The organism is Streptomyces sp. NPDC034099, assembly GCF_055575415.1.
Window position 1 is genome coordinate 461,907 of the sequence record NZ_JBVISR010000004.1, and the last position, 26,877, is coordinate 488,783.

A 26,877-nucleotide genomic window follows, 5' to 3' on the forward strand; every position below is an offset into this window, starting at 1 on the left:
GGTCCCAGGGGAGGAGCGGCGCACAGCCATGGGTGAGGTCTTCGCGGGCCGGTACGAGCTGGTCGACCCGATCGGCCGGGGCGGGGTGGGTGCCGTCTGGCGTGCCTGGGACCACCGTCGCAGGCGTTATGTGGCCGCGAAGGTGCTTCAGCAGCGGGACGCGCACTCGCTGCTGCGGTTCGTCCGTGAGCAGGCGCTGCGGATCGACCATCCCCATGTGCTGGCGCCCGCGAGCTGGGCCGCCGACGACGACCAGGTCCTGTTCACGATGGACCTGGTCACGGGGGGTTCGCTGGTCCATCTGGTCGGGGACTACGGGCCCCTGCCGCCCGACTTCGTGTGCACGCTGCTCGACCAGCTCCTGTCGGGGCTGGCGGCGGTGCACGGGGAGGGCGTGGTGCACCGTGACATCAAGCCCGCCAACCTGCTCCTCGAGGCGACGGGGACGGGCCGTCCGCGCCTCAGGCTGTCCGACTTCGGCATCGCGATGCGGCTGGGCGAGCCCCGGCTGACGGAGACCAACCTCGTGGTGGGGACGCCGGGTTATCTGGCGCCGGAGCAGATGATGGGTGCGGAGCCGGGCTTCCCGGCGGACCTGTTCGCGGTGGGTCTGGTCGCCCTGTATCTGCTGGAGGGGGCCAAGCCGGACGCCAAGGCACTCGTGCAGCACTTCGCCGAGCACGGTACGCCGCCCGCGCCGCGGGGGATCGCCGAGCCTTTGTGGCAGGTCGTGGCGACGCTGCTGCAACCGGATCCGGCGGCGAGGTTCCGTACCGCGACGGGGGCGCGCAAGGCGCTGGCCGCGGCGGTGGAACTGCTGCCGGAGCCCGGGCCCGACGACGAGCTGATCGAGATCTTCGACCAGGTAGGCCCGCTGCCGCCGGGGTTCGGCCCCGAGGGTCCGCTCAAGCGGGCCTCCGGTGTGGAGGACGTAGCGACGGACCCGCGACGCCCTCCGGGCGCGACCCCGTCCCCGCACGCCACGCCGCCGACGCCCCCGTGGCCGACCACGCCCCCGCCCTTCCCGTCCCCGGACCGGACACCGCCCACCCCGCCCTCGCCGCCGGTCGTGCCGCCGCCCGACCAGGACCGGCCGTCGCCCGCCGTTCCGGGCACGGACCCGCCACCGGCGTCCGCACCACCCGGCGCACCGTCGACGGCGACGGGGACGCCCTCCGCCCACGGCCGGCCGCCCGCCACCGCCGGCACGCCCCCGCCGGGCACGGACCCGGGCCCTGCCGGTGCGCCACCCGCCTCCGACGGCACGCCGACCGGCCCGGCCGGCGTCTCCTGCGGCCAGGGCTGGACGGCCGCCGTCCCCACGGCGCCACCGTCGGCGTCCGGTCCAGCGCTGCCGGCCTCGGACGGAACACCGCGGGCGGATGCCATGTCGGACACCGGCAGCTTCCACCTGCCGCCCCCGCTGCCGACCGGCACCTCGGCGTCGGCTTCGACGGCCGGCAGGGCGCAACCGCCCGCGCAGCACCCGGCGTTCACGGGCGCACCGCGGCACCAGCCGCCGGACCGGACGCAGTACCGGGCGCCGCACGGGCCGCCGCTGCCCGCCCAGGCCCTCGCGCCGTCCCCGCCGCAGCGCGCCGACGTCCCCACCGCCGCGTACACCGCCCGGAACCCGCGGTCCGCCTCGCCCGCCCAGCACCGTGGGGCACGGCGGCGCCGCCGTCCCGGTCCCCCGGCCCGGGTTGCCCTGCCGCTGCTGCTGCTCGCGCTGGCCTGCTACGCCGTGGGTTTCTGGGCGCTGACCCGGATCTGAGTCGGGCGCGCCGGAAGGGGGCCTAGGGGGTGTCGTTTGGATCAGGCCGGCTCCGGGCGACGGTGCCTTGTGGCCGACCCGAGCGGGGTCTGGTGCGTGCAGCTGCAAGGCGGAGGAGGGCGACAACGCGGAGCGTTGGCAACCGACGACAACGCCGCAGATGTGCGTGCCAGACCCCGCGACCCCGGCAAGATCCAAACGACACCCCCTAGGCCCGGCGCCGGGCCGTCGCCGTCCACACGGCCAGGCCGAGGAGCAGCAGGCTGCCGGTGCCGATCCCGCCGACGGCGACCGCCTTCATGGCGAGATCGTCGTCCGCGGCGGCGCTCACGGGCGCGGCCGCCCGGTCCCGCGCGGAGACCTCGAAGAGGCCCTTCGGCCGGGACTCCCCCACGTAGTCGGGTCCGGTGCCCGCCGTTCCCCCGAGCCGCAGGCGCAGCGTCACGCCGAACGGGCCCTGGCCGAAGTCGTCGGCCACCTGGGCCGCGAGGTGGATCACGACGTAGTAGTCACCGGCGAACCGCAGTGCGCCGACCTGTCCGGCGGTGGCGTACCGGTTGGGGTACGCGACGGGCGGCAGGGGGGCGAGGCCGACGGTGGTCCGGCGCCCGGTGTAGCCCTTGGCGGCGTCGTCGACCTCGCCGCGCACGGGGTTGTGCAGGGCCAGTCGCAGGGCCCCGGTGGCATAGCCGGAGGCGTCCCCGGAACCGGCGAGTTCCGCGGTGGCGTACACCTGGCGGCCCCAGTCGACCGGCACCTTGTAGTAGAGGGTCTCCCCGGGCCGGATGTCGTCGCGCCAGACGCCCTGCCCGACGAGGGTGGCGTCGGCGAAGCCGTTGCCGCCCGGCCGGTGTTCCGGCTCGCCGGGGAGCGGCTGGGGCGAGGCGGAGTCCCAGGTCTCGGGTGCCCCGGTGGCACCGGTCTGGCGCGGGCGGGGTTCGGTGGCGGCGGTGAGCTCCAGGTCCCAGTCGTCCTGCGGGGAGTCCTGGGGCCGGGTCCGCTCGACGCCGACGTAGTAGGTGCCGGGGTCCTGGCACCGGTTGGCGCCGGGGTCGATCTCGCGCATGCCCCAGGCGGTGACCGGGCGGGGGCTGCGGGCGGCGCCGAAGGTCGCGCTCTGCACGGAGCACGAGCCGCCGTCGGCGTCCTGCACGGAGACCCGGATGCCGTCGACGGCGGTGACCTCGCCGTCGGCGCCGGGTACGGCGGTGACGGAGACGTAGGCGTCGGAGGCGTCGTCGAGTTCGAGGCGGTAATAGAGGACACCGTTCCGCGGCAGGGTGCTGCGGTACGTGGAGCCGGCCTCCAGCGGTTCGGCGCCCGCGGTGGCAGGCGCGCCCGCTATGCGCACGGCGTCGCCGGCGAAGTCGTACCCGTCGGTCGCACCGGCCGAGCCGGTCCCACGGGCGGAGCCGGGCCCACCGGCCGCGAGGGCGGCGGCTCCGGGCAGGGCGGCGGTCGTGGCCAGTACGAGTACGGCGGCCACCACGGCCACCCGCCCGGACACCGCCGGTCGCGCGGTCACCGACGGCCGCGCCCGCCCCGTTCCGGCGCGCCGCCGAGCCGTACACCAGCGTCCCATGACCCGCCACCCCTCGCGCTCACCGGCTCCGTCGCCGCCCGCCCCCAGCGGACCGTGCCCCCTCGGGGCAACACAAAACCCCGACCGTATGACGGCCGGGGTCTGCTCAGGACCGGATGTCGGTCGTTCTCACGAACCCGTGGGCACGGAGTCAGTCGCCTCCGTCCACAGATCCTGCTCGGCGCGATCCGCCTGGATCTGGCGGTACACGAGGAGCCCGCCGATGGCGGCCAGTGCGACCAGGAGAAGCTTCTTCACCGCGCGACCTCGTCTTTCCTTGACGTAGGGGACCTCTGGCGCCCGACTATACACACCGGCCGATACCGATCGGTGACCTGCGTCGGCGGTCAACTGCCCGTCGCCGGAACCCTTTAGAAGCGGACGAACCCATTCTGATCGGAGGGTGATCACACCCTCACGTGCGGTGACTTTGCCCGCATCTCTCCGGTCTGGGCACCTTTTCCGGCCCTTTGCGGCCATCCGAGTGGTGTTCATCTGAACATCGACGCGCCACGGGCGTCGGTCCACCACTTCGCGGCGCTCATACACATCATGAGGAAAGTACGCAAATCGCCCAACCCGAAAGTGAGGGGCCATGGCCCGGAACAAGGTCCTGACGCTCTGGACCACCATCGTCACCGCCTTCCTCGCGCTGTGCACGGCGCTCGGACTCATCACGACGACGGCCGCCGCGGCCGTACCGCAGACCGGAACGCACAGCAACACCGAGAGCGCCTCCCCCGAGGCGGCTCCCGCGGCCGCGGTTCCCTGGTCCTGGTCCCGAACCGGTTCCCTGCCCCCCACGATGAAGCAGCGCATCCGCGCCGAGGCCCACGGCACGGCACCCAGTTGCCGCCACCGCCCGCTCGCCGGCGCCCTAGCCACCGCCGCGGCCGCCACCACCGCCACGGCCACCGGCCTTCGCTGCGACGACACCGCCGCCGAGCCCCCGGCCCAGCACACCATCCCGCTCCAGCGCTGAGCGGCCCGCACCGCCCCGACCCCGACGTAACGGCGATCTGCGTACGCACCACACGCGAGAAACGGCCCGGCAGCTCGACAGAGCAGCCGGGCCGCCGTCGTGTGTGCGGAAAGAGGTTGATACCCGGTCAATCCCGTCCACTTCTCGCCCCCAACTCTTCAAGTCCTCTTGAGGAGTTGTAGCCTGCGGCCATGCCCAAGGCGTACGAAGTGATCGCGGACGATCTGCGCCGCTCCATCCGCGCGGGTGAGCGGCGCCCCGGCGACCGGCTGCCCTCGGAGGCCGACCTCGCCCACCACTACCGGCGCAGCGTGCCGACCGTGCAGAACGCGCTCCGGCTGCTGAGCGACGAGGGCCTGATCGACAAGCGCCACGGCCTCGGCACCTTCGTCCGCCGGCCCCGCACCCCGGCGGTGCGGGACAACCGCCGGCACCAGTGGGAGAAGGACCGGGCCCGGCACCCGCTGGCCACGCGGGCCGAGACGGGCGCCACGGAGCGCGACACCGGTCTGCGGGCCGACGACCTCGTCTTCCACGCGGAGTACCGCGAGCGGGAGGCGTCCGCGGAACTGGCCGAGGCCTTCGGCGTCCCGGAGGGCACCGTGCTCCTGCGACGCGTCTACCGGACGCGGTACTCGGCCGAGCCCGCCCCGTTCAACCTGGTGACCTCCTACCTCGTCCGCGACATGATCGCGGCCAACCCCGACCTCCTGGACGAGGCCAACGAGCCCTGGCCGGGCGGCACCCAGCACCAGCTCCGCACCGTGGGCATAGAACTGGACCGCGTGGAGGAGCGCCTGACCGCCCGCCCGCCGACACCGGAGGAGGCCGCGGCCCTGGACCTGCCGCCGGGCACGTCGGTGATCCTGCTCCGCAAGACCTCGTACGACACCGACGGCCGGGTGGTCGACGTCTCCGACGTCACACTGCCCGGCGACCGCACCGAACTGCTCTTCACGACCCGTCTGGAAAGGTGGTGAGTGCCGCCGTGAACCAGCACGTCACCGTCGTCACGGCCGTCCACGGCCCCTCCGCCCCCTTCCTGCCCGAGGCCTACGCCTCGCTGTGCGCCCAGGAGATGCCCGCCGGCTGGGAGTGGCGCTGGGTGATCCAGGAGGACGGCCGCACCCGGGACGTCCGGCCCCACGTGCCCGACGACCCGCGGGTCGTCTTCCACCAGGGGCGCCCCGGCCGGCAGGGCGGGCCCGGGGTGGCGCGCACGATGGCCCTGGCCCACGCCGACGGCGGGTACGTGAAGATCCTGGACGCCGACGACCGGCTCACCCCGGGCGCCCTGGCCCGCGACCTGGCCGCCCTGGAGGCCGACCCGTCGCTCGGGTGGGCGACCTCGCGGGTCCTGGACCTGCTGCCCGACGGTTCGACGGCCGGCTTCCCCGGCGACCCGGCGCACGGGCCGATCGAGCGCGGGGCGGTGCTCGACTTCTGGAAGGCGAACGGCTTCCGCGCCCAGGTCCACCCGGCGACCCTCCTCGTCCGGCGCGACCTGCTGCTCGCCCTCGGCGGCTGGATGGCCCTGCCCGCGTCCGAGGACACCGGCCTGCTGCTGGCGCTGAACGGCGTGAGCCGGGGCTGGTTCTCGGCGGACGTCGGCCTCCTCTACCGCAAGTGGGAGGGCCAGGAGACCGGCCAGGCGGCCCATGCCGACCCCGTCGAACGCGAAGCCCGGATGGCGGTGGTGGAGGCCCGGGCGCGCGCCCTGACGTCCTTCGGGTGGCGCCTGCCGGAAGGCGCCGATGACTCCGACGGCTCCGGGGGATCGCGCGGGCGCACCTGAAACGGACGCGGGCGCGCCCGGTAGGGCAGCCGTTCCGCGTCGACCCGCGAGAAGACCAGGTCGCTCTCCTCGGTCACCGGCCCGCGCAGGCGGACCGGCGCCCGGGGGGCACCGCTCAGCGCCGCGGGGTAGCTCCCGGGCGCGTAGTCGTTGGCCAGCCGGTAGACGTGGAACCCGGCGTCCCGCATCACCGCCAGCAGGTCCTCGGCACGGTCCCCGAGCCGGGCCATGCGCTCGGGCGACACCTCGACCGTGATCTCCGCGTCGGGCCGCAGGGCCCCCAGCACCGGCGCGAGACCGCGCACGACGCTCCCCTCGGCACCCTCGACGTCGATCTTGATCACCCGGGCGGTCGCGATCTCCGCCGCGTCGAGGAGCTCCGGCAGCGGCCGGGCCCGTGCCCGGAAGCTGGACTCCACCGGGCCGTCGTACGGAACGATGCTGTTCGCCCCCGTGTTCCGTGAGCTGGCGAGTGCGAAGGTCAGCGTCCTGGCGCGGTCCGAGACGGCGGCGTTGAGCGCACGGACGTTGCCGAGGGCGTTGAGCCGGACGTTCCGTACCAGGCGGCGGTGGAGATCCGGCGACGCCTCGATCGCGACGACCCGGCCCCCGTCACCGACGAGCCGGGCCGCCAGGACGCTGAAGGCGCCGATGTTGGCCCCCACGTCGACGAAGCCGTCCCCCGGCCGCAGCCGGTGCCGCAACCAGGCCGTCAGATGCGGCTCCCAGGCGCCGAACAGGTACAGGTACCGCTGGATGAGGTCCTGCGTGTCCACGGCGAACAGCTCGCCGCCGCGCGTTTCGACGACGGCCCGGCGGGGATGCTCGCGCAGCCGCGGGTTCAGCCAGCGCGTGGCGAGGGCCGCCTTCCCGACGGTGCCCGGGCCGTTTCGCACGTACCGGGCGGCAAGGCCCACCAGTGCCTCGGTGACGGCGGCACCCGGCCCGCCCCGGGTACTCAGCGTCAGACCCCTTCCGTTTCCGTGCGCGTGATGGTGATCGCCGCGGACGGACATCCCTCGGCCGCCTCCCGAACCCGGGGGGCGTCGACGTCGTGTTCCCGGCCGGGTATGACAGCACCGAGGCCGTCCACCCGGGTGAAGACGGCAGGGGCCCGGTGGACGCAGTCTCCGGAGCCGTAGCACTGCTCGGGGTCGACGGAGATCCTCATGCGCACTCCAGCGGCGGTCGGTTGCGGGGCCTTCACGACCTGCCTGCCCACGGACCGGCACGCTGAATCCGCCCCGACCGCCCGCCTGTTGGCCGACTCACGCCGGTCCTCATAAGATCATCCGACACTCGCACGCAGTGCGGAGTGGTGACTGGGGGACGGTGTGGGGACCGGCGAGCAACTCGTGACGATCGCGGCCGTACTGCTCGGCGCGCTGACCACACACGTCACGAACTACCTGATGGAGCGGAGCAGAAACCGCCACCAGCTGCTCACGCGGTGGGACGACAAGAAGGTCGACGCCTACGGGGAGTACGTGGACGCCGCCAAGATGCGGATCGCCGCGTCCGTGCCGCTGTACGAGGCGCGGGAGGGGCTGCGCGAGAGCCACCGGAGCGAGGAGGAACTGCGCGACGACCTGGCGGAGGCGAGCCGGCGCTGGGGGTCGGCCTTCGAGCGGGTCATGCTGCTCGGCGGGGACGAGGCCATCGAGTCCGGGCACGAGCTGAACGTGGTGCTCGCCGAGATCGACTGGCAGGCGACCGGCCGGATCGACGGCAGTCTGGAGGAGTGGCGGGAGCGGCACCGGGCGGCGTTCCGCGCCATCAACGCCTTCCACGAGGACGCCAGGGCCGATCTGGGCATCCGGGGCAGGGTCACCGGCGAGAAGCACCCGGAGCGCGATCTGCTGGTCCCGCCCGCACGCCGGCCGGCCGCCGAGGACTGACGGCGACGGCGGCGGCCGCATCGTCCACCGGTGCGCGTCGGCATGGTTTGGCTCCGGTCCCTCCCCTCGTGGGGACCGGTGCCAGACCATGCCGGCGCCGTTTTCTCGCGGGTGGTACCGGCCGGGTCGGGGGACGGGCCACCGAAAGCTGACCGAGAACATGCGGCCTCACGGGGTGGCTCTCCGAGTGCTGAGCCGCTGACCTGTCCGGGTGCCGCGGGGCCGCCTCGCCACTGCGACGCGATCCTGCCACCCGTGGTCGCCGCAGAGGAGGTTCCGGAGCCATCGGACCGCTGTAGCCGCAGGTCAGCCGTATAGAGTGAGTTTTCCGGTCCGGACGTCCAGGTGCGGGGGAAGTAAGGAGTGGAGACCTTGAGTTTCGACTCAGGGGCACGCACGGCCTTCGCAGAACGCCTCGCACTGCTGTACAGGGAGGCGGGCAACCCTCCCCTCAAACGTGTGTCCGAGGCCGTCGTCCGGCTCCAGCGGGTCGACGAACGGGGGCGGCCCGTGCGGGTCTCCGCCCAGCGGATCAGTGACTGGCGGCGGGCCAAGAACGTGCCCGCCCAGTTCCCCGCCCTGGCGGCCGTCCTGCACGTCCTCATACCGCAGGCGCGGCGCACCCGGCCGGTACCGGTCTCCGCCGGCCTGTACGACCTGGCCCAGTGGCAACGCCTGTGGGAGCGGGCGGTGGCCGACCCGACCGGTGAACGCCCCGCGCCGGCCGCGGCCGCGGAGCAGCCCCCGGCCGAGGCTCCGACGGCCCCCGGCGGGATCTGTCCCTACCGGGGACTGGCCGCCTACCGCAGGCAGGACGCCGACTGGTTCTTCGGGCGGGAGCGGAGCACGCGGGCTCTGGTCGCCCAGCTCCACGCGACGCGGGACACCGGCGGCCTGGTCATGCTCGTGGGCGCCTCAGGAGCGGGGAAGTCCTCGCTGCTCAACGCCGGTCTGGTGCCCGCCCTGCGGACCGGCACGCCGGACGCCTGCGACGGTCCGCCCAGGCGGGTGCTCCAGCTCGTGCCGGGGGCCGACCCGCTCGGCGAGCTGACCCGCCTGATACCGCAGCTCGCGCCGGTCGTCGGCGCCATAAGGGAAGCGGCGGCCCAGGAGACGGCGACCCCGGAGCCGGGCTCCCCCGAGACCCACCCCACGGGCGACCCACGGGCGGAGGACGCGGCGAGGGCAGCCGTCGCGGCCTGGGCGGCCACCGCGGAAGGGCCTCCCGGGCGGGAGGGAAGGGACGGGCCGGACAGGACGGGCGGGCCGGAAGGAAACCGGGGCAGCCGGGGCAGCCCGGCAGGACAGACGGGCCAGGCGGGCCTGGGAGGCCAGGACGTCCGGGCAGACCTGGGGGGCCGGACAGGCGAGGCAGGCCCGGTCGGCCCGGCAGATCCGGGCGGTCGGAACGGCGCGGACGGCTCCGAGGGACAGGCGAGCCCGACAAACCCGGACAACCGAGATGTCCCAGACGCCCGAGACGACCAGAGCAACCGGAACGACCAGCACAACCGAGACACCCGGGCACGCCCGGATGCCCCGGAAAGTGCCCGTCCGGTCGTCATCGTGGACCAGTTCGAGGAGCTCTTCACCCTCTGCGCCGACGAGGCGGACCGGCGCGTCTTCATCCGGCTGCTCCAGGCCGCCTGCACGCCCGGCGCCGACGGGGACCCGCCACCGGTGCTGGTGACCCTGGGCGTACGCGCCGACTTCTACGACCGCTGCCTGCGGTACCCCGAGCTGGCCGACGCGCTGCAGCACCGGCACATGGTGCTCGGGCCGCTGACCACCGCGGAACTGCGCGAGGCGGTGACCGCTCCCGCCAGGGCCGTCGGCATGGAGCTCGAACCTGGACTCGCCGAGCTGATCATCCGCGAGGTGAGCACCGACAGCCCGCGCGGAGCACACGACGCGGGCGTGCTGCCGCTCCTCTCCCACGCCCTGCTCGCGACCTGGCAGCGGCGCAAGGCGGGCCGGCTGACCCTGGCCGGATACCGCGCGGCCGGCGGCATCCAGGGCGCGGTGGCCGCGACCGCCGAGCGGGCCTGGTCCGGTCTGGACCCGGCGGCCCGCACGGCCGCGCGGCTGCTGCTGCTCAGGCTGGTCCGGCTGAGCGAGGACACCCAGGCCACCCGCAGGCGCAGCACGCGGCGCCGGCTGGCCGAGGAGTCGGTGGACCCCGACAAGACCGAGGAGTCACTGGAGGCGCTGGTACGGGCCCGGCTGGTGACGCTCGACTCGGACACCGTGGAGATCACCCACGAGGCGCTGCTGCACGCCTGGCCCCGGCTGCGCGACTGGATCGACGAGGACCGCGCCGGAAACCTGCTGCGCCAGCGGCTGGAGGAGGACGGCCTGGCCTGGGAGGAGTCGGACCGCGACAGCGCGCTGCTCTACCGGGGCTCCCGGCTGGCGCAGGCCGGCGGCTGGGCGAAGTCGGCCGGCGACACCTTCCTGACCCGCAGCGCGGTGGAGTTCCTGGCCGCCGCGGTCCGGCTGCGCAGGCGCACCGTCATGATCAGGCGTGCCGCGGTGTCCGCGCTGGTCGTCCTGGCCCTGGTGGCCGTCGGTTCGGCGGTGCTCGCCTGGCAGCAGCGCAACGACGCCGTGTTCGAGCAGGTGGTCGCCGAAGCGGACCGGGTCGAGGACACGGACCCGTCCCTGTCGGCCCAGCTCGACCTGGCGGCGCACCGCCTGCGGCCGGACGACGAGGACGTCAGGAACCGGCTGATCTCGATCGTGAACGCGCCCCTGGCCACCCCGCTCCTCGGGCACACGGGCGCCGTCTACCTCACCTCGTTCAGCCCCGACGGACGGACCCTGGCGACGGCCAGCTACGACCGGACCGTCCGGCTCTGGGACGTCTCGGACCCCGGCCGTCCGAAGCAGCTGGGAAAGCCCCTGACCGGACACACCAGCTGGGTGAGCACCGCGGTCTTCAGCCCGGACGGCCGCACCCTCGCCAGCGCCGCGGACGACGGCACGATCCGGCTGTGGGACGTGCGGGACCCGAGCCGTCCGCGCCCGCTCGGCGCCCCCCTGACCGGCCACGGCGGCACCGTCTACCTGGTCGCCTTCAGCCCGGACGGCCACACCCTGGCCTCGGCCCACGACGACCACGCGGTCCGCCTGTGGAACGTCGCCGACCCGCGCCGGCCCGAGGCGCTCGACACCCTGAGCGGCCCCACCGCGGCGGTGCGCTCGGTGGCGTTCAGCCCCGACGGACACACGCTCGCGGCCGGCGGCGACGACGAGAAGGTCCGGCTGTGGGACGTGGCCGACCCGCGCCGCCCCGAGCCGGTCGGCGCGCCGCTGGCCGGCCACAGCGGCCTGGTGCACTCCGTGGCCTTCAGCCCCGACGGCCGCACCCTGGCCAGCGGCAGCGCGGACGACACCGTACGGCTGTGGGACGTCACCGATCCCGCCGGGGCGAAGTCCGTCGGCGCACCGCTCACCGGTCACAGCGGGCCCGTCTGGGCGGTGGCGTTCAGCCCCGACGGCGACACGCTCGCCACGAGCAGCGCGGACAGTACGGCGAGCCTGTGGAACGTCAGCGACCCGGCCTACCCCTCGCAGGTCGGTGTTCCCCTCGCCGGCGGCAGCGGTGAGATGTACGCCCTCGGCTTCAGCCCCGACGGCCACACCCTCGCCACCGGCAGCGGGGACAGCAAGGTCCGCCTGTGGTCGCTGCCGACCTCGGACATGATCGGCCGTATCGGAGCCTTCCGTCCGGACGGGCAGGTACTGGCCACGGCGGCCCGCGACGGCCGGGTCCGGCTGTGGGACGTCACGGACCCCGCCCGGCCCGTGTCGATGAGCGCCGCCTTCAAGCCCGGGGAGGGGGACATACGGTCACTGGTGTTCTCCCCGGACGGCAGGACGCTCGCGGTGCTCGTGGGGGGCCGCGCGCTGCAGTTGTGGGACGTCACGGACCCGGCCCGGCCCCAGGCCCACGGACCGCCGGTGGCACTGCGCACCCGGTACGCGGGCCCCGACACGCTGGCGTTCAGCCCCGACGGCCGCACCCTGGCCACGGCCCACGACGACCGCACCATCCAGTTGTGGAACACCGAGGACCCGTCCCACCCCCGCCGTCTGGGCCAGCCGCTCGCGGGTCACACGGGATACGTCAACACGCTCGCGTTCAGCCCGGACGGCCGCACCCTCGCCAGCGGCGGCGCGGACGACGCCGTACGCCTCTGGGACGTCACCGACCCCGCGCACACCACCCGCCTCGGTGCGGCCCGTACCGGGCACCTCGGGCCCGTCAACGTCCTCGCCTACAGTCCCGACGGCCGCACCCTGGCCAGCGGCAGCGACGACGGCACGGTCCGGCTCTGGGACGTCACCGGGCCGGGCGGGGCGTCCGGCGCCGAGAGCACGCTCGCCGGACACACCGACTCGGTGGTGTCGCTGACGTTCAGCCGGGACGGCTCCACCCTGGCCAGCGGCGCCAACGACAACACGGTCCGGCTCTGGGGCGTCACCGACCCCGCCGAGGCCGCCCCCATCGGCCAGGCGATGAGCCCAAACGCCAAGACGGGCAACTTCCTGTCCTTCAGCCCCAAGCACCACATGCTCGGAGTCTCCAGCGGCACGGACACCGTCCGGCTGTGGAGCCTGGGCGTGGACGACGCCATCGACCGCATCTGCTCGGCCACCCGGGGGGTGCTGACCGAGGAGAAGTGGCACGAGTACCTGCCGCGCCTGGACTACGAACCGCCGTGCGACCGGTGAAGCCACCCACATGCGTGATCCCTGTCACATCCCCGGCACCCGACCGACCAGTCGGCACCCACTGGACACCCGGCCTTGTTAGCCTTGGCCACAGCCCGACCGCTGGCGCATCCCCCGTCGCCAGCGGTCGGGTCTTTTCTTGAACTCTCCTGGTCCACCGCGGCAAACGCGACTGGTGGGGCTAACAGGATTTGAACCTGTGGCCTCATCCTTATCAGATCGATCATGGCGCCCCTGAACGTCGGCCAACTCGTCTCCCGCCTTGACTAGCTGTCCGTCGAGGTTCGGCGGTGTCTGTTGCTGTCCAGCCTTGTTGGTGTCAGGTACTGGTGTCAGCGAAAAGGGGCGCTCTTGACAAACCCAACATAGTGGACTAATTCGAGCGTCATGCCGGTCCAATGCCCTTGGGTCGGCGGCACGCAGAATGGCGCCATGACGGAACACGACGCTGACTACACGCGCGCTCTGAACAACGCCGAGAAGATCCTTGGTTTCAGCCTGGCGCCGTATGTCGATCCTAGGCCGACGGAACCTGACAACGCCTACGACTTCACACGGATCGCGACCGAACACGCCTTCAATGACGCATGGACTCGCAGCGAGCATCTCGACCTCCGCACCCGCGCACTCATCTCGGTCACCATTACGGCGAGCCTGGGCATCCTCGAGCCGCTCCGGGGCCAGCTGCGTATCGCTCTGCACAATGGCGTGACCAAAGAGGAGATCGTCGAAGCCTTCATCCAGATGGCCGTCTACGCGGGTGTCGCTCGCGCGTTTGACAGCTACGCCGTGGCACGCGAGGTCTTTGCCGAACACGCCGAAGCAGACTCGTCTGAGAACTGAAGCGCCGACGTCAGCCGCGTCCGCTGAACCACAACCCTCCCCGGCTCCCATCCCGTCCGCCGTCGACCCACACACCGTGGAGCAGGCGTGGTTCATGGCGTCCAGGTGGAGCGCGCCACTGTACGAACGACCTGGACGCCATGGGCCGCGTCTGCTCGGCTCTGCCTGGGTCGACGGTGGACGGGATGGGAGCTCCCCGCGCACGCCACTGCGGACCTGCAGTCGGCGGCGGCGCCCCCTCCATCCCGGTGCCGGCCGATCCCCCGCCGGAGGCATTGCCTTGACCGCGGGCCGCTCTATGCGGTGATCGACTCATGGCTACCGGCCCTATCCACCTGTGGGCGCGCGTCGGCGCAGCGCGGGCGGAGCGGGCCGAAGGCAGGAGCGGCGCCCGGAGCGGAGCCGGGAAGCGCGCCCGGCGGAGCGGAGCGCAGCCGGGGCTTGATGAGGTAGAGAAATCTGTAACAGCTCTCGATGAGGTAGAGAAATCTGTAACAGCTCTCGCTGTCGCCCGGTCAGGCCGAAGGTGCCTCGGTGGTCAGGAGTCGGCTCGTGAACCCGGATCGACAAAGGCGCTCGTACGCCTCGACCACGTCGGCAGGTACGGGCTGGCTGATCAGGTAGCCCTGTTCCGGGTAGACCAGGAGACGCTGTAGCGCGCCCACGAGCATGTCGATCACCATGCGGGCATCGCCGACGGAGTCGACGTACTCGTTCAGCGTCATCGGGCTGGAGGCACTGATGATCTCGACCTCGGGCCACAACTTGCGGGCCGTGGCGTATGCCCGCCGCTCCTCGTACGGCTTGCTGATCAGCAAGACCGACGACACATCCACGCCGGCCTCCTCCAACAGCTCCCGCGAGAAGCGGATGTTGTCCCCCGTGTTCCTCGCCCGCGGCTCCACCAGAATCGCTGAGCTGGGTACCCCAAGCTCAAGCGCCCGCTCCCGGTAGTGGACCGCCTCACCTCGCGGCATGCGCTCCCGCGTCGTGGGGCTGGTCGCGCCGGTGAACACGATCAGCGGAGCCATGCCGCGCTCGTACAGCTCGGCTGCCGTGTCGGCGACGCCCAGGTCGTGACTGCCGAGTCCGATCGCGACAGAACAGGGCCGGGGCGTGTGGCCCATCTGGTGGTACTCCCACAGACGTCGCGTGTCGGCCCAGTTCTGCGTAGAGATCACTGCTGGTCTTCCCTGTCCTTCGCCGAGTCCGGTACCTCGAAGTCGTACTCCCAGGCGAAGCGTGACGCAGCGTGCACACCGATGGCGAACTCCACCACGGTGCCGTCCGCCGTGTAGGTGGTGCGGTGCAGCTCGACCAGGTGCGGGGCGTCGGCCTCAAGGCCCGTGACTGGGAGAACGAGTTCAACGGCCAGAAGCGCCACGGAATCTCGTTCCGCGCGGTCGCGATCACCTCGGCGGCCTGATTATGAGCGACCTGACTCTGCTACTGGAGGCCACGGGCGCCCTGGCGGGTGCCGGCGGTCTCGGCTACGCCAAGCACCGGGCGCCGCGCGTGTACTGGTCGACGGTGGGCCTGCCGCTCACGAACGAGAAGCTGGGCAAGCTCCAGGACCAGGAGCGCAACGGCATCCCCGTTCCCTCGCGGTCCTGGACCCTCGGCGAGTGGCTGGCCTACTGGCTGGAGCACATCGTCGCCCCGGAGCGCGAGCACAACACGTACGTGAAGTACGAGTCCAAGGTGCGGCTCTACCTGCTGCCTCACCTCGGCAAGAAGCCGCTGGTCAAGCTCACCCCGGCGCAGATCCGGGCGTTCATGGCCACGCTGACCCGGGAGAAGGTCGGCGCCTCGGCCCGCTTCGAGGTCCTGCGGGTGCTCCGCAACGCCCTCAACCGGGCCATGCGCGAGGAGCTGATCACACGGAACGTCGCTCTCCTGGTCGACATGCCCAAGGTCAGCAAGGACAGGGGCACGGCGTGGAACGCCCGTGAGGCGATCGCCTTCCTGCGCTCCGTGCGCGCCCACCGGCTCTACGCGGCCTGCGTCCTCGTCCTGGTCCTCGGGCTCCGCCGTAGCGAGGTGCTGGGGCTGCGCTGGCAGGACATCGACTTCGAGGCCGGTCGCTTCACCCCGGTCAAGCAGGTGCAGCGCGTCAAGGGGGTCGGCCTGGTCCTCAAGGACCTCAAGACGGAGTCCTCACAGGCCGTACTCCCGCTCCCCGAGTTCTGCACCCGGGTTCTGGATGAGCGCCGGGAGCTGCAAGCGCTGGAACGGAAGATCGCCGGTGAGCACTGGTCGCAAGAGCCGGACCATGACCTGATCTTCTCCTCGGAGCACGGCGGCATGATCGACCCGGTGGGGTTCCCCCGAACCTTCGATCGGCTCGTCAAGCGCGCCGGCGTCCGCCGGCTCACGGTCCGCCTGGCCCGGCACACCTGCGGGACCCTGCTGGCCTTCCTGAAGGTGCATCCCAAGGTCGCACAGGCGATCCTCCGGCACAGCCAGATCAGCATGACCATGGACGTGTACACGCACGTGGTCGGCGACAGTGAGCGCGAAGCGGTGGGCATGCTCGCCGAGCTTCTCGAAGATCCACTCATCGGTTGATGTCAGCCGTGGATGTCAAAGACCCCCAGCCGTTGCCGACTGGGGGTCTTCGTGCTGGTGGGGCTAACAGGATTTGAACCTGTGGCCTCATCCTTATCAGGGATGCGCTCTAACCAACTGAGCTATAGCCCCGCCGCGCTCTGCGGTGTATGTCCCGCGCGCTGACTCCTGAAGATTAGCGCACGAGGCGGGCAGTCCCAAAATCGGTTGTCGCGCGGCCGACGAGCACGGTCGGCTCCCGGATCACTCGTCCTCGGCGAGCGTCAGCTCCACGCCGCCGACGAAGCCGGCGGACAGGTTGTAGATGAACGCGCCGAGGGTGGCCAGGGCCGTCGCGAGGACGACGTCGATGACCGCGATGACCGTCGCGAACATCAGCACGTTGGGCAGCGACAGGAAGGACTGCAGGTCGAAGCCGTTGGACTCGTTGGACCCGGTGGCCTCGGCGATCGTGCCGCCGACCGTCGAGAAGACGCCCATGGCGTCCATGACCATCCACAGCACGGCGGACGCGACGATGGTGCAGATGCCGAGGGCGATGGAGAGCAGGAAGCTGACCTTCATCACCGACCACGGGTCGGCCTTCGACACGCGCAGGCGCGCCTTGCGCACCCGGGGCGTGGTGCGTGCGCCGGTGCGCGGGCGGCGCACGGCCGCCGTGTTGCCGCCGTGGGTCTGGTAGGCCTGCGGCGGGTGGTAGGGCCCGCCGGGCTGCTGGGGCTGCCGTTCTCCCGGCAGCGGCGAGGCAGCCTGCTGAGTCTGCTGGCCTCGGGTGTCCGTCACAGTTCCCCCCTGGGATCCATGCGTTGTGGACGAGCTCCCCGAGTGCGAGTCGGTCGCTCCGTCGTCGATCTTGCGCAGTTGAGTCGTGTGCGAATCCGTCGCACGCGCGGCGGAGCCACGGCCGCCGCCGCCCGTTTCCGTACCCGTGGGGGTACCGGCCGATCCGGCGCCCGTGGCTCCGCTCACGATGTCTCTCTCCTCGTGCTACTCGGCCGAGGGCGCCTCACCCTCGTCCGTGCCGGTGGTCGCGGCATCCTCGGCGGTCTCGTCGACGGCCACATCGCCGTCGACCTCCTCCGCCTCGCGTCCCGCCTCGGCGTTGCGTGCGATGCCGACGACGGCATCGCGCTTGCCCAGATTGATCAGTTGAACGCCCATGGTGTCACGGCCGGTCTCCCTGACCCCGTTGACTCGCGTACGAATCACACCGCCCGAGAGTGTGATGGCGAGGATCTCGTCGTGCTCCTCGACCACCAGCGCGCCCACGAGCGACCCGCGGTCCTCGACGATCTTGGCGGCCTTGATGCCGAGGCCGCCGCGACCCTGGACGCGGTACTCGTCGACGGAGGTCCGCTTCGCGTAACCGCCGTCGGTGGCAGTGAACACGAACGTACCGGCTCGAACAACATTCATCGAGAGCAGCTCGTCCCCTTCGCGGAAACTCATGCCCTTGACGCCCGAGGTGGCACGCCCCATCGGACGCAGTGTGTCGTCCGACGCGGTGAACCTGATCGACTGCGCCTTCTTGCTGATCAGCAGCAGATCGTCCTCGGCCGAGACGAGTTCGGCCCCGATCAGCTCGTCGTCGCTTCCGTCCGCCTGCTCGCGCAGGTTGATGGCGATGACACCGCCGGAGCGCGGCGAGTCGTAGTCCTTCAGCGGCGTCTTCTTCACCAGACCGGCCTTGGTGGCCAGGACCAGGTACGGAACCGCCTCGTAGTCGCGGATCGCGCGGATCTGGGCGATCGTCTCGTCCGGCTGGAAGGCCAGCAGGTTCGCCACGTGCTGGCCGCGCGCGTCCCGGCCGGCGTCCGGCAGCTCGTAGGCCTTGGCGCGGTAGACGCGGCCCTTGTTGGTGAAGAACAGCAGCCAGTGGTGCGTGGTGGACACGAAGAAGTGGTTGACGATGTCGTCTTCCTTGAGCTTCGCGCCGCGCACGCCCTTCCCGCCGCGCTTCTGCGCCCGGTAGTCGTCGGTCTTGGTGCGCTTGATGTAGCCGCCCCGCGTGACCGTGACGACGATGTCCTCCTCGGCGATCAGGTCCTCGATGGACATGTCGCCCTCGTACGGGATCAGCTTCGTCTTGCGATCGTCGCCGTACTTCTCGACGAGCGCGGCCAGTTCCTCGCTGACGATCCCGCGCTGGCGGACGGGGGAGGCGAGGATCTCGTTGTACTCGGTGATCTTCGCCTGGAGCTCGTCGTGCTCGCGGACGATCTTCTGCCGCTCCAGGGCCGCCAGGCGGCGCAGCTGCATCTCCAGGATGGCGTTGGCCTGGATCTCGTCGATCTCCAGGAGGTCCATCAGGCCCCCGCGCGCGACCTCGACGGTGTCACTGCGCCGGATCAGCGCGATGACCTCGTCGATGGCGTCCAGCGCCTTGAGCAGACCGCGCAGGATGTGGGCCCGCTCCTCCGCCTTGCGCAGCCTGAAGCGCGTACGGCGGACGATGACCTCGATCTGGTGGTTCACCCAGTGCCGGATGAACGCGTCCAGGGACAGGGTGCGCGGCACGCCGTCGACCAGGGCCAGCATGTTGGCGCCGAAGTTCGACTGCAGGTCGGTGTGCTTGTACAGGTTGTTCAGGACGACCTTGGCGACCGCGTCCCGCTTGAGCACGATCACCAGACGCTGGCCGGTGCGCGAGGACGTCTCGTCGCGGACGTCCGCGATGCCGCCGATCTTGCCGTCCTTCACCAGGTCGGCGATCTTCTGCGCCAGGTTGTCGGGGTTGGTCTGGTAGGGCAGCTCCGTGACCACCAGGCACTGGCGGTTCTGGATCTCCTCGACCTCGACGACCGCGCGCATGGTGATCGAGCCGCGCCCGGTGCGGTAGGCCTCCTCGATGCCCTTGCGGCCCACCACCAGGGCGCCGGTCGGGAAGTCGGGGCCCTTGATGCGCTCGATCAGCGCGTCGAGCAGCTCCTCGTGCGAGGCCTCGTAGTTCTCCAGGTACCACTGGGCGCCGGCCGCGACCTCGCGCAGGTTGTGCGGCGGGATGTTGGTCGCCATGCCAACCGCGATGCCCGCCGAGCCGTTGATCAGCAGGTTCGGGAAACGGGCCGGCAGGACGGTCGGCTCCTGGGAGCGGCCGTCGTAGTTGTCCGTGAAGTCGACGGTCTCCTCGTCGATGTCGCGGACCATCTCCATCGACAGCGGCGCCATCTTGCACTCGGTGTACCGCATGGCCGCCGCCGGGTCGTTGCCCGGCGAGCCGAAGTTGCCGTTGGAGTCGACGAGCGGCATCCGCATCGACCACGGCTGGGCGAGGCGGACCAGCGCGTCGTAGATGGAGCTGTCGCCGTGCGGGTGGTAGTTGCCCATGACGTCGCCGACGACGCGCGCGCACTTGTAGAAGCCGCGCTCGGGGCGGTAGCCGCCGTCGTACATGGCGTACAGCACCCGGCGGTGCACGGGCTTGAGGCCGTCACGGACGTCGGGCAGCGCGCGCGAGACGATGACGGACATCGCGTAGTCGAGGTACGAGCGCTGCATCTCCGTCTCGAGCCCCACGGGCTCGACACGCATCGCCAGGGCGTCACCCTCGGGCGTGGTCACAGGAGTGTTCTCGTCGGTCATTGCTGGTGAAGGTCCTTCCTGGTGCGGTCAGCTGAGACCGACTCAGATGTCGAGGAAGCGGACGTCCTTGGCGTTGCGCTGGATGAACGCGCGCCGGGCCTCGACGTCCTCGCCCATCAGCACCGAGAACAGGTCGTCGGCCTGCGCGGCGTCGTCGAGCGTGACCTGGCCGAGCACCCGGTGCTCCTGGTCCATGGTCGTGATGCGCAGTTCCTCGGCGTTCATCTCGCCGAGGCCCTTGAAGCGCTGCACGGAGTCCTCGCGGATGCGCTTGCCCGCGTTGCGGCCCATCTCGATCAGCGCGTCGCGCTCGCGGTCGGAGTAGGCGTACTCGAAGTCGTCCCGACCCCACTTGATCTTGTACAGCGGGGGACGGGACAGGTACACGTGCCCGGACTCGACCAGCGGCCGCATGAAGCGGAACAGGAAGGTCAGCAGCAGGGTGTTGATGTGCTGGCCGTCGACGTCGGCGTCCGCCATCAGGATGATCTTGTGGTAGCGGAGCTTCTCGATGTCGAAGTCCTCGTGCACACCGGTGCCGAACGCGGAGATCATCGCCTGGATCTCCTGGTTCTGCAGGATCCGGTCGATGCGCGCCTTCTCGACGTTGAGGATCTTGCCGCGGATCGGGAGGATCGCCTGGTACTGCGGGTTGCGGCCGGACTTGGCCGAACCGCCGGCGGAGTCGCCCTCGACGATGAAGATCTCGCACTTGGTCGGGTCGTTCGACTGGCAGTCGGACAGCTTGCCCGGCAGCGACGCCGACTCCAGCAGACCCTTACGGCGCGTCAGGTCACGGGCCTTGCGGGCCGCCACGCGCGCGTGGGCGGCCTGGATGCCCTTGCGGATGATGTCCGCGGCCTCGTTGGGGTTGCGGTCCAGCCAGTCCGTCAGATGCTCGTAGACGACCTTCTGGACGAAGGTCTTCACCTCGGTGTTGCCCAGCTTCGTCTTGGTCTGGCCCTCGAACTGGGGCTCGGCCAGCTTCACCGAGATGATCGCGGTCAGACCCTCGCGGATGTCGTCACCCGTGAGGTTGTCGTCCTTCTCGCGCAGCAGCTTCTTGTCGCGCGCGTACTTGTTGATCAGCGAGGTGAGCGCCGCGCGGAAGCCCTCCTCGTGCGTGCCGCCCTCGTGCGTGTGGATGATGTTGGCGAAGGAGTACACGCCCTCCGTGTAGCCGCCGTTCCACTGCATGGCGACCTCGAGGGACAGGCTCTTGTCCTTGTCCTCGGCCTCCAGGTCGATCACCGTGGGGTGCACCAGCTCTCCCTTGCGGGAGTTGAGGTACGTCACGAAGTCGACGATGCCGCCCTCGTAGTGGTACGAGACGCTCTTGTCCTCGTGCTTCTCGTCCTCGCCCGCCTCGTCCGCGCCGGCGGTGGCCTTCGCCGACTCGCGCTCGTCGGTGAGGTTGATCCTCAGGCCCTTGTTGAGGAAGGCCATCTCCTGGAAGCGCCGGGAGAGCGTCTCGAAGGAGTAGTCGGTGGTCTCGAAGATGTCGCCGTCGGCCCAGAAGGTGACCGTCGTGCCGGTCTCCTCGGTGGCCTCGTGCCGTGCGAGCGCCGCCGTGGGGACGCCCAGCTTGTACTCCTGCGTCCAGCGGTAGCCGTCGGTCTTGACCTCCACCGCGACCCGCGTGGAGAGGGCGTTGACGACGGAGACACCCACCCCGTGCAGACCGCCGGAGACCGCGTAGCCGCCGCCGCCGAACTTGCCGCCCGCGTGCAGCACGGTCAGCACGACCTCGACGGCGGGCTTCCCCTCGGAGGGGACGATGCCCACCGGGATGCCACGGCCGTTGTCGACGACCCGGACACCGCCGTCGGCGAGGATCGTCACGTCGATCGTGTCCGCGTGACCGGCCAGCGCCTCGTCGACGGAGTTGTCCACGACCTCCTGCACCAGGTGGTGCAGGCCCCGCTCACCGGTCGAACCGATGTACATACCGGGTCGCTTGCGGACCGCGTCCAGACCCTCGAGGACGGTGATGGCACTGGCGTCGTACGACGCGGAGGCATCGCCGTGCGAGGTGCTCACCGCGTCGTTCACGCCGGTGTCAATGGACGGGTTGTTCTCGTTGGGGTTGCCGGAATCGGCCACGAAGCGCCCTTTCTGGCACAGCACGAGCCGGGCTCGTCGGCAGGTTGCCGGAGCGGCTGCGGCATGTTGCGTTGGTAAGCCTTGATCAGCGTTGCTCAGCTAGTCCCGGACGGTCCCCACAGTCGGGGCGGGATTCTCTCTCATTCTACCGGTACCACTGACACTGATGGGGGTTTGCCGGTACCTGAGTCCGCATGTGCCGCCCTGAACGCTGCTCGTCCGACTCCCGATATGCGGATGGGGGCCTCAAGAGGCTCACAACGGCACTCAGCGCTTCGAGGCGTCAACCCTTTGCTACTTGGGAGTCAGATCCCGCTCCGAGGCCCCGCACGGGGGTACGGCGCAGCGCGCCCCGTCGGTTCACTCCGACCGGCGGCGCGCATTTTTGTGAGGTACATCACGCATCTCTGACGGGGTGCCAGACCGCCCGCAGATCACCCGTAGGTGTCGCCCGGGCCCTGGCTGCCGGGCGCCCGCAACGGCCCGTAGCGCCGGCCCGGACCACCCGGACCACCGGGTCCGAGAACCTTGATCATCCGCACCGACCCGTGCCCCAGGTCCTCATTGAGCCGGGCCACCAGCGTCGGCGCGAGCAGCCGCAGGTTCGTCGCCCACGCCGTTGAGTCGCAGCGCACGACCAGCACCCGCTCGTCCTCGTCGTACCGCTCCGGCTCACAGTGCTTCGCCACGTCCTCACCGACGATCTGCGGCCAGCGGCCCATCACCCCGCCCACCGCGGCCGGCGTCTCCCAGCCGCGCTCGGTGATCAGCCGGTTGATCGCGGAACCCAGCGCCATGGGGTCACGGCCGTCGGCCCGCGCCCCGGAGCGCAGACCCCCGCGACGCGCCTGCTTCTTCTGCTGGGCCGCGTCCCCACGCGCGCGTGCCGCTTCCCGGGCCGCCCTGAGCGCCACACGCGCGAGGTCGACACCGGACGGCTCCTGGCCGCCTTTCCCGGGGGCTTTGCCGGGGTCGCCGGGAGGACCCCCGGGGGTCGGCTCGTCGGCGCTCATACGCGCTCCACCGTCCCCTCCGCCACCGTGAACCGCGCCCCCGCCAGCACATGCGGTACGTCGTCGTCGACGGCGGCCGTCACCAGCACCTGCTCCCCGGGCGCGACCAGCTCGGCCAGCCGCTCCCGGCGCCGCGCGTCCAGCTCGGCGAAGACGTCGTCCAGCACCAGCACCGGCTCGTTGCCCTCCGCCCGCAACAGGTCGAACGACGCCAGCCGCAGCGCCAGCGCGTACGACCACGACTCGCCGTGGGAGGCGTAGCCCTTGGCGGGCAGCGAGCCGAGCTTGAGCAGCAGGTCGTCCCGGTGCGGACCGACCAGCGTGACGCCCCGCTCGATCTCCTGCTTGCGCGCCTCGGCGAGCGCCGCCGTCAGCTGCTCGTACAGGTCCTCACGCGTGTGAGCCTCACCGGGTGCCGACGGCTTGTACTCCAGGGCGACGGGCCCACCGCCCGGGGCCAGCTGCTCGTACGCCTTGTCGGCCAGCGGCTGCACGGCCGCGATCAGGTCCAGCCGCTGGGCGAGCAGCTCGGCGCCCGCGCGCGCGAGGTGCTGGTCCCAGACGTCGAGCGTGGACAGGTCCATCGTGCGGCCGCCGTGCCGGCGGGCGAGCGCGGCCGACTTCAGCAGGGTGTTGCGCTGCTTGAGGACCCGGTCGTAGTCGGAGCGCACCCCCGCCATCCGCGGGGAGCGGGCGGTGATCAGCTCGTCCAGGAAACGGCGCCGCTCGCCGGGGTCGCCCTTGACCAGCGCGAGGTCCTCCGGCGCGAACAGCACGGTGCGCACGATGCCGAGCACGTCACGTGGTCTGACCTGCGTGGACCGGTTGATGCGGGCGCGGTTGGCCCGGCCCGGGTTCAGCTCCAGCTCGATCAGCTGCTGCCGCTCGCCCTGCCGGACCTGGGCCCGGATCACGGCCCGCTCGGCGCCCATGCGCACCAGGGGGGCGTCGGAGGAGACCCGGTGGCTGCCGAGGGTGGCCAGGTAGCCGACCGCCTCGACCAGGTTGGTCTTGCCCTGCCCGTTCGGGCCGACGAAAGCGGTGACGCCCGGGTCCAGGGGCACCTCGACCCGGGCGTACGAACGGAAGTCGGCCAGCGACAGATGCGTGACGTGCATGGTCGTTCGCCGACCTCCCCAACTGGTGATGCCTACTTCTTCTCGACCGCGTGGCCGCCGAACTGGTTCCGCAGCGCGGCGATCATCTTCATCTGCGGCGAGTCGTCCTGCCGGGACGCGAACCGCGCGAAGAGGGAGGCCGTGATCGCGGGCAGCGGCACCGCGTTGTCGATCGCCGCCTCCACAGTCCAGCGTCCCTCACCGGAGTCCTGTGCATAACCCCGGAGCCCGTCCAGGTGCTCGTCGTCGTCGAGCGCGTTGACCGCCAGGTCGAGGAGCCAGGAGCGGATCACCGTGCCCTCCTGCCAGGAGCGGAAGACCTCGCGGACGTTGTCCACGGAGTCGACCTTCTCCAGCAGCTCCCAGCCCTCGGCGTAGGCCTGCATCATGGCGTACTCGATGCCGTTGTGGACCATCTTCGCGAAGTGGCCCGCGCCCACCCTTCCGGCGTGCACGGCACCGAAGTCGCCCTCCGGCTTGAGGGCGTCGAAGACCGGCTGCACCTTGGCGACGTTCTCGGCGTCGCCGCCGTACATCAGCGCGTAACCGTTCTCCAGGCCCCAGACGCCGCCGGAGACGCCGCAGTCGACGAAGCCTATGCCCTTGGCCGCCAGCTCCTCGGCGTGCTTCTCGTCGTCCGTCCAGCGGGAGTTGCCGCCGTCCACGACGATGTCGCCGGGCTCCAGCAGCTCGCCGAGCCGGTCGACGGTGGCCTGGGTGGCCTCGCCTGCCGGGACCATCACCCACACCACGCGCGGTGCGCTGAGCTTGCCCACAAGCTCTTCCAGGCTGTGGACGTCGGCGAGGTCCGGATTGCGGTCGTATCCGACGACGGTGTGGCCCGCGCGGCGGATCCGCTCGCGCATGTTGCCGCCCATCTTGCCGAGGCCGACGAGACCGAGCTCCATCAGTTGCGTTCCTTAGGTGTGCGAGGTGGCAAGGCGGCACCTCCGAACCCGCCGGATGCGTGCCGCGGCACTTTCGTACCCGCGTCGAGCCTAAACCCGCACGCCCGTGCACAGCTGTGGGCATACGCGCTCAGACGTACGCCCTCACCTGCGGGTTCGTCCCCACCCTGTGGACAGCGGCCAACGGTGCGACGGCCTTGCTCAGCCGCTCAGCCGCACCGGCATGATCAGGTACTTGTAGGCCTCGTCCGCCTCGGCGTCCACCGCGGGCTTGCCGCTGAGCAGGGCCGGCTTCGTGGACGTCGTGAAGGACAGCTGGGCGACCGGGGAGTCGATCGCGCTCAGGCCGTCCAGCAGGAAGGTCGGGTTGAAGGCGATCGAGATGTCGTCGCCCTCCAGCTGGGCGTCGACCCTTTCCACAGCCTGTGCGTCGTCACTGGAGCCGGCCTCCAGGATGAGCACGCCCTGCTCGAAGCTGAGCCGCACCGGGGTGTTGCGCTCGGCGACCAGGGCCACGCGCTTGACGGCCTCCACGAAGGGAGCGGTCTCGATCACCGCGACGCTGTTGAACTCCGTCGGGAAGAGCGTCTTGTACTTCGGGAGGTCGCCCTCCAGCAGACGCGTCGTCGTCCGGCGGCCCGCACCCTCGAAACCGATCAGACCCTCGCCCGCGCCCGACCCGGAAAGCGCCAGGATCACCTGGTCACCGCTGGTCAGCGCCTTGGCGGTGTCCTGGAGCGTCTTGGCGGGCACCAGGGCGACCGCTGAGATGTCCGGGTTCTCCGGCTTCCACATGAACTCGCGGACCGCGAAGCGGTAGCGGTCGGTGGAGGCCAGCGTCACCGAGTCGCCCTCGATCTCGATGCGCACACCGGTCAGGACGGGCAGCGTGTCGTCACGGCCTGCGGCGATGGCCACCTGCTGCACGGCCGAGGCGAAGACCTCGCCGGGGACCGTGCCCGTCGCCTCCGGCATCTGCGGCAGCGCCGGGTACTCCTCCACCGGCAGGGTGTGGAGGGTGAACCGCGAGGAGCCGCAGACCACCGTCGCCCGTACACCGTCTGTGGAAATCTCCACCGGCCGGTTGGGGAGGGCGCGGGAGATGTCCGCGAGCAGCCGGCCCGAGACGAGGACCGTGCCCTCCTCCTCGATCTCCGCCTCGACCGACACCCGCGCCGAGACCTCGTAGTCGAAGCTGGACAGGCTCAGCTGCCCCTCCTCGGCCTTCAGCAGCAGGCCCGCGAGGACCGGCGCCGGCGGACGGGCCGGGAGGCTGCGAGCCGCCCAGGCCACTGCCTCCGCGAGTACGTCGCGTTCCACCCGGATCTTCACTGTTGCCGCCTCCTGCTGTTGCCGGCGCTGCTCGCCCTGCTTCGCCTTCGTCGTCTGACCGGTGTCGTCCGCCGCTGTGAGGGGCAGAACACCGGGGACCAGTCTGACGCACCCCACTGACAGTAGGTGCCGTTCGGGGTCAAGTCGTGACGAGGGGCGGTCGGGCTCGAGAGGGCGAGTTGTGCACAGGACCCGCTTCGAAACGAATTCCGCACTCTCTCTAGTCGTCAGTAGTAGTAGGGCCTGTGGATACCGTGGATAACCTCGTTTGCCCAGGTCAGGCCGGGAATTTTGTCCACCGGGCCTGTGGGCGGAGCCGGTGGACAACCGGGCCCTTCTGTGGAGAACAGAAAGTTCTGCACACGCCGTGCACAGGGAGAGGCGACTTCTCCCCAGCGCCGTCCCCAGCTTTACCCACGTTTCCCACAGCCCAACCAGACAGCTCGGTGTGACGCCTTTCACTCGACGCGGTGACAGGGCGCGTCACGTTGCCGAACAGTGGACAGGCATGTGGAGAAGCCGGGGATCGCTGGGGACAACCCCGTCCATCCTGTGGGTTGCCCGTGGACAACCGGATGCACAGCCTGTGGATCATTTCTTCGTCCACAGCCTGTGGAGATCGTTCGTCCACGAATCCACAGG

Annotated in this window: 19 protein-coding genes, 1 tRNA gene and 3 pseudogenes; 9 read left to right on the forward strand and 14 right to left on the reverse strand. The window is 71.1% G+C overall.

Annotation, left to right across the window (positions count from 1 at the left end; genetic code table 11):
- Positions 1 to 28 precede the first annotated feature (28 nt).
- Positions 29 to 1,774: a serine/threonine-protein kinase gene (locus ACZ56V_RS14585; RefSeq protein WP_468942342.1), complete on the forward strand. Its 1,746-nt coding sequence runs from the start codon at positions 29 to 31 to the stop codon at positions 1,772 to 1,774.
- Positions 1,775 to 1,982: 208 nt separating this feature from the next.
- Here the strand turns inward: ACZ56V_RS14585 and ACZ56V_RS14590 are convergent, their stop codons facing one another.
- Both ACZ56V_RS14590 and ACZ56V_RS14595 read right to left on the reverse strand, forming a co-directional pair.
- Positions 1,983 to 3,356 (reverse strand): hypothetical protein, encoded by a 1,374-nt coding sequence (locus ACZ56V_RS14590; RefSeq protein ID WP_468942344.1) that lies wholly within the window; start codon positions 3,354 to 3,356, stop codon positions 1,983 to 1,985.
- A gap of 129 nt (positions 3,357 to 3,485) precedes the next feature.
- Entirely contained in the window at positions 3,486 to 3,614 is a 129-nt protein-coding gene (locus tag ACZ56V_RS14595) for a DLW-39 family protein (protein ID WP_003999697.1), read from the reverse strand.
- 337 nt (positions 3,615 to 3,951) lie between these two features.
- On the opposite strand from ACZ56V_RS14595, the gene ACZ56V_RS14600 reads away from it, so the two are divergent.
- The 3 genes from ACZ56V_RS14600 to ACZ56V_RS14610 all read left to right on the forward strand — a co-directional run bounded on the left by ACZ56V_RS14600 (position 3,952) and on the right by ACZ56V_RS14610 (position 6,133).
- Positions 3,952 to 4,338 (forward strand): DUF6344 domain-containing protein, encoded by a 387-nt coding sequence (locus ACZ56V_RS14600; RefSeq protein ID WP_468942347.1) that lies wholly within the window; start codon positions 3,952 to 3,954, stop codon positions 4,336 to 4,338.
- 191 nt (positions 4,339 to 4,529) lie between these two features.
- The gene (locus ACZ56V_RS14605) at positions 4,530 to 5,318 is read left to right on the forward strand and encodes a GntR family transcriptional regulator (RefSeq protein WP_398911431.1); all 789 of its coding nucleotides are present in this window, start codon (positions 4,530 to 4,532) and stop codon (positions 5,316 to 5,318) included.
- Complete coding sequence (locus ACZ56V_RS14610; protein WP_398911429.1) at positions 5,315 to 6,133, forward strand: glycosyltransferase family 2 protein; 819 nt, start codon at positions 5,315 to 5,317, stop codon at positions 6,131 to 6,133. The genes ACZ56V_RS14605 and ACZ56V_RS14610 overlap by 4 nt, the downstream gene beginning before the upstream one ends.
- Positions 6,134 to 6,156: 23 nt before the next feature.
- On the opposite strand, the pseudogene ACZ56V_RS14615 reads toward ACZ56V_RS14610, so the two are convergent.
- Both ACZ56V_RS14615 and ACZ56V_RS14620 read right to left on the reverse strand, forming a co-directional pair.
- A pseudogene (locus ACZ56V_RS14615) lies at positions 6,157 to 7,029 on the reverse strand (FkbM family methyltransferase); the annotation flags it as partial.
- Positions 7,030 to 7,097: 68 nt separating this feature from the next.
- Positions 7,098 to 7,304: a ferredoxin gene (locus ACZ56V_RS14620; protein WP_104633810.1), complete on the reverse strand. Its 207-nt coding sequence runs from the start codon at positions 7,302 to 7,304 to the stop codon at positions 7,098 to 7,100.
- Positions 7,305 to 7,488: 184 nt separating this feature from the next.
- Between ACZ56V_RS14620 and ACZ56V_RS14625 the strand changes: the two genes are divergently transcribed.
- The 3 genes from ACZ56V_RS14625 to ACZ56V_RS14635 all read left to right on the forward strand — a co-directional run bounded on the left by ACZ56V_RS14625 (position 7,489) and on the right by ACZ56V_RS14635 (position 13,611).
- Entirely contained in the window at positions 7,489 to 8,031 is a 543-nt protein-coding gene (locus ACZ56V_RS14625; protein WP_468942352.1) for a hypothetical protein, read from the forward strand.
- A gap of 363 nt (positions 8,032 to 8,394) precedes the next feature.
- Positions 8,395 to 12,768 carry an NACHT and WD repeat domain-containing protein gene (locus tag ACZ56V_RS14630; RefSeq protein ID WP_468942355.1) on the forward strand — a complete coding sequence of 1,458 codons (4,374 nt, stop codon included), beginning with the start codon at positions 8,395 to 8,397 and terminating at the stop codon, positions 12,766 to 12,768.
- A 432-nt stretch (positions 12,769 to 13,200) separates the two neighbouring features.
- Complete coding sequence (locus tag ACZ56V_RS14635) at positions 13,201 to 13,611, forward strand: carboxymuconolactone decarboxylase family protein (RefSeq protein ID WP_003975062.1); 411 nt, start codon at positions 13,201 to 13,203, stop codon at positions 13,609 to 13,611.
- A gap of 515 nt (positions 13,612 to 14,126) precedes the next feature.
- On the opposite strand, the gene ACZ56V_RS14640 is transcribed toward ACZ56V_RS14635, so the two are convergent.
- The gene (locus tag ACZ56V_RS14640; RefSeq protein ID WP_468942358.1) at positions 14,127 to 14,792 is read right to left on the reverse strand and encodes a YdcF family protein; all 666 of its coding nucleotides are present in this window, start codon (positions 14,790 to 14,792) and stop codon (positions 14,127 to 14,129) included.
- Positions 14,789 to 14,932 (reverse strand): annotated as a pseudogene (locus ACZ56V_RS14645) (GntR family transcriptional regulator); the annotation flags it as partial. The pseudogene ACZ56V_RS14645 and the gene ACZ56V_RS14640, both read right to left, overlap by 4 nt.
- Between ACZ56V_RS14645 and ACZ56V_RS14650 the strand changes: the two are divergent.
- Positions 14,933 to 15,037: pseudogene (locus tag ACZ56V_RS14650) on the forward strand (SCO3933 family regulatory protein); the annotation flags it as partial.
- Positions 15,038 to 15,039: 2 nt separating this feature from the next.
- Entirely contained in the window at positions 15,040 to 16,179 is a 1,140-nt protein-coding gene (locus tag ACZ56V_RS14655) for a tyrosine-type recombinase/integrase (protein ID WP_468942361.1), read from the forward strand.
- A 55-nt stretch (positions 16,180 to 16,234) separates the two neighbouring features.
- Here the strand turns inward: ACZ56V_RS14655 and ACZ56V_RS14660 are convergent.
- The 8 genes from ACZ56V_RS14660 to dnaN all read right to left on the reverse strand — a co-directional run bounded on the left by ACZ56V_RS14660 (position 16,235) and on the right by dnaN (position 26,235).
- Positions 16,235 to 16,311, reverse strand: a tRNA-Ile gene (locus ACZ56V_RS14660).
- A gap of 111 nt (positions 16,312 to 16,422) precedes the next feature.
- Positions 16,423 to 17,148 carry a DUF3566 domain-containing protein gene (locus ACZ56V_RS14665; protein WP_198601601.1) on the reverse strand — a complete coding sequence of 242 codons (726 nt, stop codon included), beginning with the start codon at positions 17,146 to 17,148 and terminating at the stop codon, positions 16,423 to 16,425.
- 18 nt (positions 17,149 to 17,166) lie between these two features.
- Positions 17,167 to 19,761: a DNA gyrase subunit A gene (gene gyrA / locus ACZ56V_RS14670; protein ID WP_398911413.1), complete on the reverse strand. Its 2,595-nt coding sequence runs from the start codon at positions 19,759 to 19,761 to the stop codon at positions 17,167 to 17,169.
- Between the two features lie 42 nt (positions 19,762 to 19,803).
- Entirely contained in the window at positions 19,804 to 21,864 is a 2,061-nt protein-coding gene (gene gyrB / locus ACZ56V_RS14675; RefSeq protein WP_468942365.1) for a DNA topoisomerase (ATP-hydrolyzing) subunit B, read from the reverse strand.
- A 434-nt stretch (positions 21,865 to 22,298) separates the two neighbouring features.
- Positions 22,299 to 22,877 (reverse strand): DciA family protein, encoded by a 579-nt coding sequence (locus ACZ56V_RS14680; protein WP_468942368.1) that lies wholly within the window; start codon positions 22,875 to 22,877, stop codon positions 22,299 to 22,301.
- Positions 22,874 to 23,995, reverse strand: coding sequence for a DNA replication/repair protein RecF (gene recF, locus ACZ56V_RS14685; protein ID WP_398911408.1), 1,122 nt, complete (start codon positions 23,993 to 23,995; stop codon positions 22,874 to 22,876). The genes ACZ56V_RS14680 and recF overlap by 4 nt, the downstream gene beginning before the upstream one ends.
- Positions 23,996 to 24,027: 32 nt before the next feature.
- Positions 24,028 to 24,903 (reverse strand): phosphogluconate dehydrogenase (NAD(+)-dependent, decarboxylating), encoded by an 876-nt coding sequence (gene gnd, locus ACZ56V_RS14690; RefSeq protein ID WP_467378748.1) that lies wholly within the window; start codon positions 24,901 to 24,903, stop codon positions 24,028 to 24,030.
- Positions 24,904 to 25,104: 201 nt separating this feature from the next.
- A complete protein-coding gene (gene dnaN / locus ACZ56V_RS14695; protein ID WP_398911754.1) occupies positions 25,105 to 26,235 on the reverse strand; it encodes a DNA polymerase III subunit beta in 1,131 nt (376 codons plus the stop codon).
- Positions 26,236 to 26,877 lie beyond the last annotated feature (642 nt).

Excerpts from the sequence above, each read along its gene's own strand:
- ACZ56V_RS14585 (WP_468942342.1), top strand. The coding sequence starts at position 29 with ATGGGTGAGGTCTTCGCGGGCCGGTACGAGCTGGTCGACCCGATCGGC.
- ACZ56V_RS14635 (WP_003975062.1), top strand. The coding sequence starts at position 13,201 with ATGACGGAACACGACGCTGACTACACGCGCGCTCTGAACAACGCCGAG.
- gnd (WP_467378748.1), bottom strand. The coding sequence starts at position 24,903 with ATGGAGCTCGGTCTCGTCGGCCTCGGCAAGATGGGCGGCAACATGCGC.
- ACZ56V_RS14600 (WP_468942347.1), top strand. The coding sequence starts at position 3,952 with ATGGCCCGGAACAAGGTCCTGACGCTCTGGACCACCATCGTCACCGCC.
- ACZ56V_RS14620 (WP_104633810.1), bottom strand. The coding sequence starts at position 7,304 with ATGAGGATCTCCGTCGACCCCGAGCAGTGCTACGGCTCCGGAGACTGC.
- ACZ56V_RS14590 (WP_468942344.1), bottom strand. The coding sequence starts at position 3,356 with ATGGGACGCTGGTGTACGGCTCGGCGGCGCGCCGGAACGGGGCGGGCG.
- recF (WP_398911408.1), bottom strand. The coding sequence starts at position 23,995 with ATGCACGTCACGCATCTGTCGCTGGCCGACTTCCGTTCGTACGCCCGG.
- gyrA (WP_398911413.1), bottom strand. The coding sequence starts at position 19,761 with ATGACCGACGAGAACACTCCTGTGACCACGCCCGAGGGTGACGCCCTG.
- ACZ56V_RS14680 (WP_468942368.1), bottom strand. The coding sequence starts at position 22,877 with ATGAGCGCCGACGAGCCGACCCCCGGGGGTCCTCCCGGCGACCCCGGC.
- ACZ56V_RS14655 (WP_468942361.1), top strand. The coding sequence starts at position 15,040 with ATGAGCGACCTGACTCTGCTACTGGAGGCCACGGGCGCCCTGGCGGGT.
- ACZ56V_RS14605 (WP_398911431.1), top strand. The coding sequence starts at position 4,530 with ATGCCCAAGGCGTACGAAGTGATCGCGGACGATCTGCGCCGCTCCATC.